The organism is Methylobacterium tarhaniae (assembly GCF_001043955.1).
Classification (GTDB): Bacteria; Pseudomonadota; Alphaproteobacteria; order Rhizobiales; family Beijerinckiaceae; genus Methylobacterium; species Methylobacterium tarhaniae.
In genome coordinates this window covers 1-14239 of sequence record NZ_LABZ01000136.1, presented here as the reverse complement: position 1 = coordinate 14239, position 14239 = coordinate 1, and the positions used below count along the sequence as shown (strand labels likewise).

The following is a 14239-nucleotide window of genomic DNA, read 5'->3' as shown; positions in this document are numbered from 1 at the left end:
TGCAGGATGCGGAGAGCCGCACGGAGAGCCGTCATGACCCGCCTGATCGATCCCGTGCTCCTGCGCACCCTGGCGGCGGTGGTGCGCAGCCGCAGCTTCAGCCGGGCGGCCGAGCAGCTCGGCCTCGGCCAGTCGACGGTGAGCCAGCACGTCCAGCGCCTGGAGGCGCAGCTCGGGCACCGGCTGGTGGCGCGGGACACCCATTCGGTGGCCCTCACCCCGGAGGGCGAGACGGTCTTGGGCTTCGCCCGCACGGTGCTCGACGCGCATGAGCGGCTGGAACGCGCGCTCGCCGGCGGCCCGGTGCGCGGCAAGGTGCGCTTCGGCGCCTCCGAAGATTTCGTGCAGAGCCGGCTGTCGGAGGTACTTCGCGATTTTCGCGAGGCCTATCCCTCGGTCGACCTCGAGTTGAGCGTCTCGCTGACGAGCTTCCTCAACGAGGCCCTGGCGCGGGGCGAGCTCGACCTGGTGCTCGGCAAGCGCCATGTCGGCGAGACGCAGGGGATGCTGGTGCGGCGCGACCGGCTGGTCTGGGTCGGGATCCCCGCCGCCCTGCCGGAGCGGGGCGAGCCGGTGGCGCTCGCGAGCTTCCCGGCTCCCAGCATCACCCGGGCGATCGCGCTCGCGGCGCTCACGCAGGAAGGCCGGGCGTTCCGCATCACCTGCACCTGCGGCAGCCTCAGCGGGCTGCGCGCCGCGGCCCTGGCCGGCGTCGGCCTGATGGCGCAGCCCCGCAGCCTGATCCCGGACGGGCTGCAGGAACTGGCGCATCCCGACCTGCCGCGCCTCGCCGATGTCGAGTTCGTGCTGTCCGGCCCGGGGTTGCACCGCGAGCCGAGCCGGGCGCTGGCGCACGAGATCCTGAACGCGGATATCTGGGATTGAGGCCGCGCCCAGGGACTGTCGCAGGAACTTCGACGCGGTGTGGACGACCGGGCTCAGTACCCGATGGCGCCGCGCTTGAAGCCGAAGCCCGGGACCTCGCAGCCGCAGGAGGAGTTGAGGGGGGCCGGCCGGGTCGGGCAGCTGCCGCGGGCGGTGACGCAGATCCGGCCGATGCGGCCGCCGCCATAGTCGCGGTAGCGCGGGCGGTCGTACTCGCCGCGGTAGCGCGGACGATCGTAGTCGTAGCGCTCCTCGTAACGGCGGCGCGGACGGTCGTCGTCGTAGCCGTAGCCATATTGCGCGAAGGCCGGCGCGACACCGAGGCCGAGGGTCAACGCGGCCAGGGCGGCGGTCATCACGGTTCTCACGGATCTCTCCTCCGATGGGGACGCTCTGTCGGACCTTTTCTCGCCGGTCACGCTAGGCGGTCGGACATGAACGCCGGCTGAGGCGATTCGGTGCCGTTGCGACAATCGCGACGATGACGAATTCCGCTCGCCGGACTTCGCAGGGGCGACGGTTGTCGTCGGCGGGGGGCATCGCTACCTACCCTCGGTATCACTCCGACAGCGCGGGCCCGCCGCTCGACGGGCCGGCCCCAAGCACAGGGACGCCGACAGTGAAGGACGCGGAGATGGAGCTCCTGAAGCTCGCTGCCCTCGACGCCGACGATCTCGCGGTCATCTCGACCCACCTTCAGGATGCGGTCCTGCGGACCGGAGACCTCGCCTACCTGCCCCGGGAGCGCCGCTTCGCCCTGGTGGCGCGGCGCTTCGACTGGGAATGCCCCGACGGCGCCCCGCCCCGGCGGCGGCTGACCGGCCTGCACTTCGACCGGGTGCTCGCCGTGCGCTGCCGCAACATCCCTCGCGACGAGCCCGACGCGCCGCTCGAACTCCTCGCCATCACCTTCGAGCCCGGCGAGGCGCCCTCCGGCATCGCGACCCTGGTGTTTTCCGGGGGCGGCGCGATCCGGCTCGAGCTCGAATGCATCGAGGCGGCGATGAAGGATCTCGGCCCGGTCTGGCAGGCCGAGAGCAAGCCGGTCCACGCCACCCTCGACATGCCCCTCGACGCGGCCTGAATTTTTTGGCAGTCGGCGGGCCTCGGTTCGATCCTTTGGTTCGCTCCTTTGGTTCGCTCCTTGGCCCCGCCGACCGCGAGACCGGACACAACATGCAGCGCCTCGATTCCCGCGATGCCGATTTCGAGGCACAGTTCGCCCGCCTGCTCTCGGTCAAGCGCGAGGTGGCGGAGGATGTCGACGCGGCGGTGCGGGACATCATCCGCGACGTGGTCGATCGCGGCGACGCGGCGCTGATCGACTACACGACGCGCTTCGACCGGCTCGACCTCACCCCCGGGACCATCCGGGTCTCCCCCGACGAGATCGACGCCGCGACGGCCTCCTGCTCCACGGAAGCCCTCGACGCCCTGGCCTTGGCGAAGGAGCGGATCGAGACCTACCACCGCGCCCAGGTTCCGGCCGACCACCGCGAGACCGACGCGCTCGGCGTCACCCTCGGCTGGCGCTGGACCGCGCTCGAATCGGTCGGCCTCTACGTGCCGGGGGGCACCGCGAGCTATCCCTCCTCGGTGCTGATGAACGCGGTGCCGGCGAAGGTCGCGGGCGTGCCGCGCATCGCCATGGTGGTGCCGACGCCGGACGGGGTCACCAACCCGCTGGTGCTGGCCGCCGCGAAGCTCGCTGGGGTCGACGAGGTCTTCCGGGTCGGCGGGGCCCAGGCGGTGGCGGCGCTGGCCTACGGCACGGCGACCATTCGCCCGGTCGCCAAGATCGTCGGGCCGGGCAACGCCTACGTGGCGGCGGCCAAGCGCCGGGTGTTCGGCCAGGTCGGCATCGACATGATCGCCGGCCCGTCCGAGGTGCTGATCCTCGCCGATGCCTCCGCCAACCCGGACTGGGTCGCGGCCGACCTGCTCGCCCAGGCCGAGCACGACACGGCCGCCCAGGCGATCCTGGTCACCGACAGCGCCGCGCTGGCGGATGCGGTCGCGGCGGCGGTGGAGGGGCAGCTGAAGACCCTGCCGCGCAGGGAGATCGCCACCGCGAGCTGGCGCGACTACGGCGCCATCGTCCGGGTCGAGCGCCTGTCCGACGCGATCCCGCTGGTCGATCGCCTGGCGCCGGAGCACCTCGAGATCGAGTCGGCGGATGCGGACGATCTGGCGGCGCGGGTGCGCAATGCCGGGGCGATCTTCCTCGGCGCCCACACGCCGGAGGCGATCGGCGACTATGTCGGCGGTCCCAACCACGTCCTGCCGACCGCCCGCTCGGCCCGGTTCTCCTCCGGCCTCGGCGTGCTCGACTTCATGAAGCGGACCTCGCTCCTCTCCTGCACGCCCGAAGCCCTGCGGGCGCTCGGGCCCGCCGCGGTGGCGCTCGGCCGCTCGGAGGGGCTGGACGGGCATGCCCGCTCGGTGGCGATCCGCCTGAACCTTTGACCGGGATCACCCAACGTCCGGCTTGCGCGCGCGGCCGCGCTCGCCTCTGCTGCACGCCCTGAGAAAACCCGCGAAGAGCCGGAGAGGAGATCCGATGGCGAGCGAGGCTCCCGATCCGCGACAGCGCCTGGCGGCGGTGACGCTCGACGAGGATTCGATCGGGCGCGGCAATCCCGACCAGGAGCACGAGCGCGCCATCGCGATCTACGACATCCTGGAGTCGAACAGCTTTCGCGTGGCCAACCATGACGGCGGGCCCTACGCGCTGGCGCTCGGCCTCGTCGAGAACAAGCTGTCCTTCGCGATCTCGACCGCCGACGGCCAGCCGGTGATGACCCATCTCCTCTCGCTGACGCCGTTCCGCGGCGTGATCCGCGACTACGAGATGATCTGCGACAGCTACTTCAAGGCGATCCGCACCGCCTCGCCGAGCCAGATCGAGGCGATCGACATGGGCCGGCGCGGGGTCCACAACGAGGCCTCGGAGCTGCTGCTCCAGCGCCTGGAGGGCAAGGTGGAGATCGACCACGATACCGCCCGCCGGCTGTTCACCCTGATCTTCGCCCTGCACTGGAAGGGCTGATCCGGTGTCCGGAAGCCCCCTTCCGGACAGCGCCGCTCCCGCCGGGGCCGATTCGTCCAAGCCGGATCTTGCAAAGTCAGATCTTGCAAATTCGGATCTTGCGAAGCCGGATCCCGCCAAACCGGATCCCGCGAAGCCGGGCAGACGGGTGCAGTCGGTGCTGTTCGTCTGCAACTTCAACGCCGTGCGCTCGGCCTGCGCCGAGGCGCTGGCCCGGCACTATTTCGGCAGGTCGGTTTACGTGCAGTCCGCCGGCGTGCGCAGCGGCGAGCCCACCGACCCCTTCATGGTCTCGGCCCTCGACGAGATCGGCATCGACGCCTCCCGCCACCGCCCCCGCACCCTGGAGGAGCTGGAGGAGTGGGAGGGCCTGAACTTCGACCTGATCGTCTCGCTCTCGCCGGAGGCCCACCATGCCGCCCTGGAGCTCACCCGCACGGTGGCGGCCGAGGTCGAGTACTGGCCGACCCCGGATCCGACGGTGTCGCAGGGATCCCGCGAGCAGCGCCTCGACGCCTATCGCGACGTGCGCGACGGGCTGGGGTTTCGCATCCGGCAGCGGTTGCGGTGAAACCTCAGAGGCCCATCGCACGCCCGGCCGCCACGACTCCCATCCCGGCCAGCACCGCCGCCAGCTCGAACCGGGTCAGCGCCATCACGCCCGCGGCGGTGACGAGGCCGAGCAATCCCGGCAGGCCGGCGGAGAGGCCGGTGGGCAGCGCCGTCGCCACCACGATCGAACCCGGCAGGGCGCGCAATCCCCGCTCGACCCGCGGGGTGAGCCGCACCCGGCTCATCAGCACCACGCCGGAGGCGCGGCAGAGATAGGTGACGAGGGCGAGCGCCAGGATGGCGATCCAGGGACCGGCGGGGCCAGCCAGAACGGCATCGATCATCGCGCCGCCCCGTCATCGACGAGAAGGCCGGTGACGAGGCCGGCCGCCGCCCCCGCCGCGATGAAGGCGTAGCCCGGCACCAGCCGCTGCACGACGAGCGCCACCAGGCCGGAGGCGATCCAGGGCAGGGCCGGCCGTGCCCCGCGCCAGAGCGGCGCCAGCATGGCGGCGAAGAAGATCGGCAGGATCATGTCGAGGGCGTAGGCCCGGGGCTGGGTCACCAGGGCGCCGGCGAGGTGGCCGGCGGCCGTCGAGGCGACCCAGAGCGGCCACAGGCCGATGCCGGAGCCGAACAGCACGCCGAGGTCGCGGCCGCCCTCCGAGCGGTGGCGCACGCCGATGAGCCAGCTCGCGTCGACGAGCACGAACAGCGTCAGCGCCGTGCGCCAGAGCGGCGTGCCGCGCATCCAGGGCTGGATCGTGGCGCCCATCAGGATCATGCGGGCGTTGATGAGCCCGGTCACCGTCATGGCGGCGAGAAGGGCGCTCAGCGTCCAGGGCTGGCCCCAGACCTCGAGGGTCACCATCTGGGCCGAGCCGGCATAGACGAGGGCGCTGGCACCCACCGCCTCGGCCAGGCTGACGCCTCTCTGGGCCGCGGCAGCCCCGAAGGCGGCGCCGAACACCGCGATGCTGGGCCAGAGCGGCAGGCTGAGCCGGATGCCCGTGAGGATGCCGGCCCGGGTGAACGGCGCGGCGGACGCGTGGGACATGGGTGCAGAGCTTGGGTGGCGGAAGCCTGGGACGAGGCGGAACGGATGGTCGTCTGTGGCCTCCCGGGCGGTGAAGCGTCAATCGGCGGATGTGCCGGCCAGGGTTGCGGGACGCGCGCCCGAGGCGGCGGGCTCCATGGTTGACGAAACTTCACCGCAACGAATCACCCGGCGTTTCCACGTGAAACAGCCACGCTCGCGGCTCACGCCGGCAACGGCAGGACGATGATGACGCGGCGCTCGCGGCCGGTCTCGGTGACGACGGTGGTGGCACGCAGGTCGTAGGCGAGCATCCGCTCCAGCATCTCGCCGCGCAGGGTCTCGCCGCTGGTCCTCGGTGCGCCGGGCCGTGCGCGCTCGTGCCAGACCAGGGTGAGGTGGTCGGGCGTCACGGTCCAGGTGGCACCGATCCGCTCGTGGCCGTCGAGCACGGCGCTCACCACCAGTTCGTGCAGGGCGAGCCCGAGCTTCTCGGCCACCTCGACCGGCAGCCGCACCGGCGGGCCGGCGAGCTCGCACGGCTCGGGCAGGGCATGGGCGGAGAGCTCGTCCCGGATCAGCACCTCCAGGGCGACCCCGGCGAGGGGCTCGCGCGAGACCTCCGCCTGGATGCGGGCCATCGCGGCGAGGCGATCATCGACATGGGCGACGATGTCCTCGGCCGTCTGGCCGGTATCGGCGATGCGGCGCACGATGCCGCGGATGACCGCGAGGTTGTTGCGGCCCTGGCGCTGCAGCTCGTGCAGCAGGCGCGCCTGCGCCTCGCGCATCAGATAGAGGGCATGGATGTCCGTGGAGGTGCCGAACCAGCTCGTCGGCCGGCCGTCGCCGCCGCGCCGGGGCACGGCCTGGGTGGAGAACCAGAGATAGGACTCGCTCTCCGCTCCCTCCCCCGGCTGCCGGCACAGGCGGTGCTCGATCGCCAGGTGGCCGCGGCGGGAGGCCGCCTGCCAAGCCTGCAAGGTGTGCTCGCGGTCCTCCGGATGCACGGCGTCGAGCCAGCCGTAGCCGTGGCTGCGACCGGAATTCTGCCCGGTGAAGACCGTCCATTGACGGCTCGCCCAGATCCAGTCGCCTCGCGGATTCGCCTCCCAGACCAGGTGCGGGATGCTCTCGATCAGCCGGCGGAAATCGGGTTCGTCCCCCTCCCCCGCCGCGTCGGTCTCGCGCCTGTCCGCATCATGCCTCATTCGAGTCGAGGTGCCGTCCTTCGCGGCCCAGATGCAGGTAGTTCGGGTTGAACTGCACCGCCCGCTGGAGCGCGTCGAGCCGATGGATGGTGAGCTCGCGGCCGCGCAGGGAAATCAGCCCGACGCTGCGCAGCTCCTGCAGCGTGCGGTTCACGTGCACCACCGACAGTCCGATCGTGTCGGCAATCTCGGCCTGGGTGAGGGGCAGTTCGCAGGTATTGCCTTGGGTCAGGCCGACGGCGCGCAGGCGCACGTAGAGTTCGCAGAGCAGGTGGCCGAGGCGCTCGAAGGCGGTGCGCTGGCCGATATTCACCGTCCATTCGCGCTGGATCGCCGCCGCGACCAGGGATTCCCAGCACAGGGCCTGCGACAGCCGGGCCTGGCCGGCCGTGAGCTGGCGCATCGTCTCGGTGGGGATCTCGGCCAGGGTCACGGCGGTCACGGTGCCGATCGAGTGATCCATCTCGCGCAGGATCGAGACGTGGTGGTCGCACAGGTCGCCGGGCAGAAGGTAGGCGATGATCTGGCGGCGCCCATCCTCGAGCGTCTTGTACCGGCAGGCCCAGCCGTCGAGGATCAGGTTGACACCCTGAGGTAGATCGCCCTCGTGAACAATATCGTCCCGTGAGCGAATGCGCCGCGTGCGCTGCCGCGACGCCTGATCGAGCGCGTGTTTGTCCTCGGTGGACAAGCTCGTGAAGTGCTCGAGCTTGCGAATGAGAAACTCAGCCAAAACGCCCCGCCATACCGCCGCGTGGTGCAACTAGCACATTTTTGTTCAAAATTGTCATAACAAAAGTTAATTACAATCAGTAATAGTGTCACTTTTGAAGCATTACTGTTATTTTCATCCGGATCGACGATGGCGGCGCAGCGCCCGAGGTCGGGAATGCGGCGCCCCTGCCGTGCCCGCGCGGCTCGGCACGGTGGGCCGGCCGGCACTGGAACCGAGCGTCCGGGCGCCGTTCGAAGTGTTGCGGTCTCACAACATCGGGTTTGGAATTGGAAGCTCAGCCACAGAGCAGGGATTGTGATCCGCGCCCGGATGGGCAGTTTTGGCCGCGAGGCGGCTCCCGAAACTGAGGCTGCGATGATGTTACGGGCGATGCACGATCGACCCGGCGGGCCGGCTCCCGCCATCCCGCCGAGGGCCCTGCGGTCTGCGGCTCATGACGCCGGACGTATGGACGCGTTCCTGGCGCAAGGCCTGCACGCCGCGTTCGACGGCTGCCTGGCCGAGGCGCTTCCGGCGGATCTCGCCGATCTCCTGGGACGGCTCGACCGTCCGGGAGCCTCACCGGGACCTTCGCACGACCGCGACGCGGCCGCGCGGTGCTCCCGCACACCCGATTCCTTCCAGCGTTCGTAGAGTCCCATGATCGAAACCGCAGCCGAAACCAACCGCGTCGTCGCCTTCCCGCAGGCCGTGGCCGCGGCTCCCGTCGACGAGAACACCGCCTCGATGATCGAGGTGCTGCAGGAGCAGCTGCGCCTCGCCCGCGAGGGCAAGCTGCGCTCCGTCGCGGTGGTCTCGGTCTCCTCCGATGGCGGGGCGATCGGCACGCAATGGTCCTGCACCCACGGCGACATCACCAGCCTGATCGGCAAGCTGACGGTGCTGACCCACGACATGATGGCCGCCCGCAAGTGACGGTCATCGGGTGACGCCCAGACCGGTGGCGTTCCGCCGGTCACGATCCGGGTGTCGCATCGTTCCGCTCCCGCCGCGCCGATACCGCCACGGCGAGCAAGGACGGTGACCGGGACGTTTCGCGCGCCGCGCGCTCAGCCGCGGCTGAGCCGGCGGGCATTGGCCCGCACCTTGCGGCGGTAATCCCGCACCACCCGCTCGGCCGTGCCTCCGGTGGCGAGCGTCATCGCGGCTTCCGCCGCGGCCTCCAGCTTCTCCGTCACCATGCGCTGCGCCTCGATCTGGGCCGCCTCCCCACCGAGGGAGAGCTTGGCGAGCCGCAGGGCGACGACCGTCTGCGCCTCGAACCCCAGGCGAACCGTGTCGAGGCCGAGGCGCAGCCAGGAATCGTACATCGCGAGGCTTCTCCGAGATCGGGTCTTGAGGGGATCGCATCGTCCAGCGGACGAACGCCGCAACGGCCGCGGTGGTTCGGGACAGGATCAGGGAATCGCACCTTGCGGCAGCACGAGGCCGCCCGGCGTCCGGGCCGACGCGCCGTCGGGCGCCGCGTCCCTCTCGCGCTTGTGCTGGTCGCGCTTCTGCTGGTTCCTGGGTTTCGCGGAGCGCGGGGCCGGCTCCGTCGCCTCCGCCTGGGCCGCGTCCGCCTTGGACCCGTCGGTCTTGGAAGCCTCAGTCTTGGAAGCGTCGGTCTTGGAGGCCGCCTTCGGGGTGCCCTTGGGCGTGGCGCGGGCGGTGGGAACGGGTTTCGGCGCCTTCGGCTCCGCCACCTTCGGGGGGTCGCCACAGGCCTGGAACTTGAGCTCGGCCAGGACCTGGCCGCCGTCATCGGCCAGGATCCGCAAGGTCGGCGGCAGGGAGTCCGGATTGCCGGCCCACTGGATCGCCGCGCCGTTCTGCGCCTCCAGGGCGGCCGGCGAGGGACCGCGCCGCAGGCCCGACAGGTCGGGGCCGTAGGCGGTCGCGAGCTTGTTGCGGATCACCACCTGCAGAACCTGCACGGTCTCGGGCGAGAGCGGCCGCAGCGGGTTGGCCCAGGTCATGCTCCCCTGCCGGGTGACCCAGAGACGGAATCCCTTGCCGCCGGCGAACTCGGCCGCCTGCGGCGCCGGGCAGGCGGGCGCCGCCTCGCCGGGGGCCGCACGGGCCGGGACGGCCGAAAGGGCAGCCAGAAGGACGGCCTGCACGGCGGCACGCTTCACCGGAACTCTCCGTCGCGCTTGGTGGGATCTGATCGGCGATCGTCGACCTCGCGGGCGCCGGGCTCGGGCGCCCGGTCCGGCAGGCCGGGCTCAGCCGGATCGTGATCGATGGTGATGTGGCCCTGCGGCCGGAACCTCGGCGCGTCGGGCGCCTCCAGCCGCTCGGGAACGGCACGCTGCGCCGCCGGCTGGCGGGCCGCCTCCTCGAGCATGCCGGCGAGGTCGTGGTCGAAGTCGCGAAACAGCTCGTCGCCCCTGTCCTCCAGCTCCTGCTCGTGCGGGAGCCGCAGGGGCGGGCGGCGGGCGCGCCCGAACACGAGCACCAGGCCGGCGAACACCAGGGCTGCCGCGGCAGCCAGAATCACGATCATTTCCATCGTGACGCCAGCCTTAGAGCATTTCCGGCGGCGTGTCCGGTCGCGCGGCGACGTCCCCGCACGCGATCACCGGGCCCATCGCAGCAGGCTCCGTCCCGGCGGATCAGGCCGGCAGGTAGCCCGCCTCGCGCAGGCCCGCCTCGATGGCGACGAGAAGGGCGCCGTCCGCCGGCGGCGCCTGCGACTCCTCGGTCTCCTGCGACTCCTCGGCCTCGTGCATCCTCCGCATCGGCGCGCGTTGCCCGATCAGCCCGGCGGGCAGGGCGCCTCCGACGAGGGTTGTGGCCGCATTCAGGGCGGCTCCGATCGGCATCATGGCGTGGCGCTCCTGCGAATCAGTCCCCGGGCCCGGCACTATGGCGCGTTGACGAAATCTTAACCATTGCCCGGGGGACACCGGACGCGGATTTCGGCATGGGCCGTGGCGCGCCGACCGCGACGGCCGCCGGAATCCGGGGCGGGACGGCTCGCCACCCGGCAGCACCCGGGATAGAGCGTGGCCGGGCTGCGGAACGCTCCTTGCGTCACGGCCTCCAGGCGCGAGCCCGCGCGCCGCGCGATCCGGACGGTGATCCGGCGACAGGACGAAGCGACCCGATGGACAGGCTCCAAGGTTCCACCATCCAAGGTTCCACCCTCCCAGGTTCCGGGATCCAAGGTTCCGGGATCCGAGGTTCCGACACCCGAGCGACCGACCCGCACGCCGCCGCCACCCTGGAGGCGGACCTGCTCGGGCTGGTCGAGGAGGCGCGCCACCAGGCGAGCCAGGATCCGTTCCGCAACCCCGTCCTCACCGTGGCGCTGGCGGTCAGCCGCCTGTTCGACCGGGGCGAGATCGGCGAGGACGAGCTGGACGGCCTGTTCGTGCGCCTGCGGGCCCAGGCGCTGGAAGCCCGGGCGGCGCGGCTGCGGGCCTATCTCGGCCTCGGGGCGGAGGCGGATTCGCGTGCCGCGACCGAGGCCGTGGCGGCGGCGGCCCTCGGCGACCCGGAGACGAGCTTCGAGACCGCCCGCACCCGGGTCGAGCGCACCCGCTTCGCCGCGGTCTTCACCGCCCACCCGACCTTCGGGATGCCGAAGGCGGTGGCCCGGCTCCTGGCCGAGGCCGCCTCCGAGCCCGACCCGGCAGCGCGCCATGCCCCGATCGAGGCCGCCGCGGCGCTCTCCGCCCGGGCCGACCCGGTGATCACCCTCAACGACGAGTTCGACCAGGCCCGGCACGCGGTCCAGCACGGCCGTGCCGCCCTCGACGGGCTGAACGAGGCGATCCTGCTCGCCGCCCGCGAGCGCTGGCCCGATCACTGGAGCGAGCTCGTCCCGAAGCCCGTCGTGATCGCCTCCTGGGTCGGTTGCGACACCGACGGGCGCACCGATATCGGCTGGTGGGACACCCTGCGCTACCGGCTCGAGTCGAAGCGCACCCAGTTCGACCGGGTGCTGGCGCAACTGCCCGACGACCCCGCCGCCGAGCCCGCCCGCCGGCTCGCCGAGGAGGCGCGGGCGGCCGTGCTGCGCCAGCTCGCGGTGGCGCCGAAGCTCGGCGAGCAGCCGAGCCTCGAAGCGGTGCATCGCTTCGCGCTCGCCCTCATCATCGAGCGCGACCGGGCCCAGACCGAGGCCGGCCCACTCCTCGCCCTCCTCGACCGGGCGGTGGCGCAGGCCGCCGACGACGCGGCGCGGCTCGCGCTCTGCGTCTTGCGGGCGGGCGTCGCCGCGCACGGCCTCCAGAACGGCCTGCCGCATTTCCGGCTCAACGCCAGCCAGGTCCACAACGCGGTGCGCCGCGAGCTCGACCAGGACGGCGACCCGATCGACCCGGCCCAGCGGCGCTCGCACCTCGCCTCGATCAACGCCCTCCTCGACGCGGTCGCGGCGGTGCCGGTGGATTTCGGCGCGCTCGCCGCCGAGCGGGCCTCGGCCGCCCGGCTGATGATGACGATCGCCCAGATCCTCAAGCATATCGACGGCACCCACCCGGTCCGCTTCCTGATCGCCGAGACCGAGACCGGCTACACCCTGCTCGCCGCCCTGTGGCTCGCCCAGCATTTCGGCATCGGCGACCGGGTCGAGATCACGCCCCTCTTCGAGACGGCGTCCGCGCTCGAACAGGGCGTGCACGTGATCGAGGATGCGCTCCGCTCACCCCATTGGCGCGCCTATCTCAAGCGCACCGGGCGTCTCGTCGTGCAGTTCGGCTACTCGGATTCGGGGCGCTATGTCGGCCAGCTCGCCGCCACCTTCTGGATCGAGCGCCTGCGCTTCCGCATCACCGAGTTGATGGCGGCGCACGACCTCACCGACATCGAGCTGGTGATCTTCGACACCCACGGCGAATCGATCGGCCGGGGCGCCCACCCGACGAGCCTCGCGGACCGCCTGGCCTATCTCGCCCCCGATCACGCCCGGCGCCGCAACCGCGAGGCCGGGATCCGCACCAGCCTCGAATCGAGCTTCCAGGGCAGCGACGGCTACCTGATGTTCGGGACGAAGACCCTGGCCGAGGCGACGGTGGCGCGCATCGGCGAGCACGTCTACAGCCGGCTCCAGCCGGCGCCCGACCCGATCTACGCGGAGGCCGACTTCGCCACCGAGTTCTTCACCGGCGTGCGCCAGGACATGGAGACCCTGGTCAACGATCCGGGCTACGCGGCGTTGCTCGGCACGTTCGGGCCGAACCTGATCGACCGCACCGGCTCGCGCCCGGTGGCGCGGCAATCGGATGGCGGCGGCCCCGTCGCCATCACCCATCCGCGCCAGATGCGGGCGATCCCCAACAACGCGATCCTGCAGCAGCTCGGCTTCCTGGCGAACTCCCTGCACGGGGTCGGGCGGGCGGCGGGCCGCGCGCCCGACCTGTTCGTCGAGATGCGCGAGCGCTCCGAGCGCTTCGCCCGCGCCTTCCGGCTGGTGCAGGAGGCGACCGCCGTCGGCGACCTCGACGTGCTGCGCGCCTATATCGACACCCTCGACCCCTCGGTCTGGCTCGAGCGGGCGCGCCGCGCCACCCGGGACGGGCGGCGCGAGGAGATCGTGGCGGTCGCCGCCGCCCTCGACCGGCTCAACCTCGCACCCCATCTGCGGCGCCTGTTCGGCCGGCTGACGCAGGACCACCTGATGCTGCATTCCGTGGCGCCGGACCTGCCCGGGATGACGCCGCGGCTCGCCCTGCTGCACGCTTTGCGCCTGGCGCTGATCCACCGGATCTGGTTCCTGGCGGTGCACATCCCGGGCTTCCGGCCGCAGAACGGGATCACCCGCGAGGCCCTGATCGAGCGCATCCTGCGCCTCGACGTCGAGAGCTGCCTGAAGCTCCTCGACGACATCTTTCCCGTCACGCCGGATCCGACCTTGGGCCTCAATTTCGGCGAGCCGGCGGGGCCCCGCGGCGTCGGAACCTACGAGGCCGAGCACCGCACCTTGTTCGCGCCGATCCGCCGGCTGTTCGGCCTCGTGCGCGAGATCAGCGGCATGATCCAGCACGAGGTCGGGGCGTTCGGCTGAAGAAAGACGCGAAGGCAGAAGAGACCTGCATGGCATCGGTCTCTTCTGCCTTCGAGATCGTGCTCGATCGGGGAGAGTTTCCGCGCCGGGAGATCACCCTCGGCGACGGCTTGCTCGGCTAGGGCTTGCCCCAGATCCCGAGCTTGCCCGAGCGGGCGTGGCGCTCGGCCTCGACGAGATCCGGGGTCGCCTCGGCGGTGGCGCGGCCGCCGCCGTTGTAGAGCACCACCTCGGAGAGGTCGTGCCCGTCGACGGTGCAGATCCAGGCGGTCTTCGCGGGGCTCGGCTGGCAGTTCACCGGGCGGCCGCCGAGATAGCCGGAGAGATCGCTCGCCTGCGCGCCCTTGGCCGTCTCGACGCCGTAGAGGCGCAGGGTCCGGCCGCCGAGCCGCAGGGTCGCGGTGTCGAGCACCTCGGCGACGCCGGCCACCGGGCCGGCCGCCTCCGGCGCCACCGCCCCGGTCTCGACCGGCTCGCGCTTCGCTTCGGGCGCCTTCGTCTCGCCGGGTCCCGACGCGGGCTTTCCCTCGGCGGATTTCCTGTCGGTGGGATTCGCCTCGGCCGTGCGCGCATCGGCGGGCTTGCCGGCGCTTCCCTGGCTCGCACCCTGGCCGGTCGCCTGCGCGACCGCGGCCTCGCGGGGGGCGGGCTCGCCGCCGCGGAGGGCGGCGTAGCCGATGCCGAGCAAGGCGAGCGACCCGAGGACCGCGACGAGCGGGCGGCGGGCCGTGTTCCGTCCGGGCAAGGGCCGGGGCCGGGCGAGGCCGGGCTTCAG

At 71.8% G+C, this 14239-nt stretch carries 17 protein-coding genes; 7 read left to right on the top strand and 10 right to left on the bottom strand.

The features are described from left to right. Nucleotides 1–33 precede the first annotated feature (33 nt). Nucleotides 34–885 (top strand): LysR family transcriptional regulator, encoded by an 852-nt coding sequence (locus tag VQ03_RS19400; RefSeq protein ID WP_048452539.1) that lies wholly within the window; start codon nt 34–36, stop codon nt 883–885. A gap of 53 nt (nt 886–938) precedes the next feature. Here VQ03_RS19400 and VQ03_RS19395 read toward each other — a convergent pair whose 3' ends face one another. Further along, nucleotides 939–1253: a hypothetical protein gene (locus VQ03_RS19395; protein ID WP_245292139.1), complete on the bottom strand. Its 315-nt coding sequence runs from the start codon at nt 1251–1253 to the stop codon at nt 939–941. A gap of 266 nt (nt 1254–1519) precedes the next feature. Here VQ03_RS19395 and VQ03_RS19390 point away from each other — a divergent pair, with 266 nt between their 5' ends. From VQ03_RS19390 to VQ03_RS19375, 4 genes are all read left to right on the top strand, one after another. Then, nucleotides 1520–1969 (top strand): DUF2948 family protein, encoded by a 450-nt coding sequence (locus VQ03_RS19390; RefSeq protein ID WP_048452559.1) that lies wholly within the window; start codon nt 1520–1522, stop codon nt 1967–1969. Nucleotides 1970–2061: 92 nt separating this feature from the next. Next, nucleotides 2062–3351 carry a histidinol dehydrogenase gene (gene hisD, locus VQ03_RS19385; RefSeq protein WP_048452537.1) on the top strand — a complete coding sequence of 430 codons (1290 nt, stop codon included), beginning with the start codon at nt 2062–2064 and terminating at the stop codon, nt 3349–3351. Nucleotides 3352–3445: 94 nt separating this feature from the next. Next, entirely contained in the window at nt 3446–3934 is a 489-nt protein-coding gene (locus VQ03_RS19380; RefSeq protein WP_048452536.1) for a UPF0262 family protein, read from the top strand. 148 nt (nt 3935–4082) lie between these two features. After that, nucleotides 4083–4505, top strand: coding sequence for an arsenate-mycothiol transferase ArsC (locus tag VQ03_RS19375; RefSeq protein WP_048452535.1), 423 nt, complete (start codon nt 4083–4085; stop codon nt 4503–4505). Nucleotides 4506–4509: 4 nt separating this feature from the next. On the opposite strand, the gene VQ03_RS19370 is transcribed toward VQ03_RS19375, so the two are convergent. The 4 genes from VQ03_RS19370 to VQ03_RS19355 all read right to left on the bottom strand — a co-directional run bounded on the left by VQ03_RS19370 (nt 4510) and on the right by VQ03_RS19355 (nt 7466). After that, a complete protein-coding gene (locus VQ03_RS19370; protein ID WP_053078663.1) occupies nt 4510–4830 on the bottom strand; it encodes an AzlD family protein in 321 nt (106 codons plus the stop codon). Further along, nucleotides 4827–5543 carry an AzlC family ABC transporter permease gene (locus tag VQ03_RS19365; protein ID WP_048452534.1) on the bottom strand — a complete coding sequence of 239 codons (717 nt, stop codon included), beginning with the start codon at nt 5541–5543 and terminating at the stop codon, nt 4827–4829. The genes VQ03_RS19370 and VQ03_RS19365 overlap by 4 nt, the downstream gene beginning before the upstream one ends. A gap of 203 nt (nt 5544–5746) precedes the next feature. Next, entirely contained in the window at nt 5747–6733 is a 987-nt protein-coding gene (locus VQ03_RS19360; protein ID WP_053078662.1) for a PAS domain-containing protein, read from the bottom strand. Beyond that, a complete protein-coding gene (locus VQ03_RS19355; RefSeq protein ID WP_048452533.1) occupies nt 6723–7466 on the bottom strand; it encodes a Crp/Fnr family transcriptional regulator in 744 nt (247 codons plus the stop codon). Before VQ03_RS19355 ends, VQ03_RS19360 begins: the two co-directional genes overlap by 11 nt. A gap of 642 nt (nt 7467–8108) precedes the next feature. Here VQ03_RS19355 and VQ03_RS19345 point away from each other — a divergent pair. Then, a complete protein-coding gene (locus tag VQ03_RS19345; protein ID WP_048452531.1) occupies nt 8109–8384 on the top strand; it encodes a hypothetical protein in 276 nt (91 codons plus the stop codon). A 134-nt stretch (nt 8385–8518) separates the two neighbouring features. Here the strand turns inward: VQ03_RS19345 and VQ03_RS19340 are convergent, their stop codons facing one another. The 4 genes from VQ03_RS19340 to VQ03_RS19325 form a co-directional block, all read right to left on the bottom strand. Then, nucleotides 8519–8779, bottom strand: coding sequence for a hypothetical protein (locus VQ03_RS19340; RefSeq protein WP_048452530.1), 261 nt, complete (start codon nt 8777–8779; stop codon nt 8519–8521). Between the two features lie 87 nt (nt 8780–8866). Further along, the gene (locus tag VQ03_RS19335) at nt 8867–9586 is read right to left on the bottom strand and encodes a hypothetical protein (protein WP_048452529.1); all 720 of its coding nucleotides are present in this window, start codon (nt 9584–9586) and stop codon (nt 8867–8869) included. Next, complete coding sequence (locus tag VQ03_RS31105; RefSeq protein ID WP_157064172.1) at nt 9583–9951, bottom strand: hypothetical protein; 369 nt, start codon at nt 9949–9951, stop codon at nt 9583–9585. The genes VQ03_RS19335 and VQ03_RS31105 overlap by 4 nt, the downstream gene beginning before the upstream one ends. 115 nt (nt 9952–10066) lie before the next feature. Beyond that, on the bottom strand, nt 10067–10279 hold the full coding sequence (locus VQ03_RS19325; RefSeq protein WP_048452528.1) for a hypothetical protein: 213 nt from the start codon (nt 10277–10279) through the stop codon (nt 10067–10069). 548 nt (nt 10280–10827) lie between these two features. Here VQ03_RS19325 and VQ03_RS19320 point away from each other — a divergent pair. Beyond that, a complete protein-coding gene (locus tag VQ03_RS19320; RefSeq protein WP_425350080.1) occupies nt 10828–13464 on the top strand; it encodes a phosphoenolpyruvate carboxylase in 2637 nt (878 codons plus the stop codon). 118 nt (nt 13465–13582) lie between these two features. On the opposite strand, the gene VQ03_RS34705 is transcribed toward VQ03_RS19320, so the two are convergent. Continuing rightward, on the bottom strand, nt 13583–14239 hold a 657-nt coding region (locus VQ03_RS34705; protein WP_048452527.1), incomplete at its 5' end, for a thermonuclease family protein.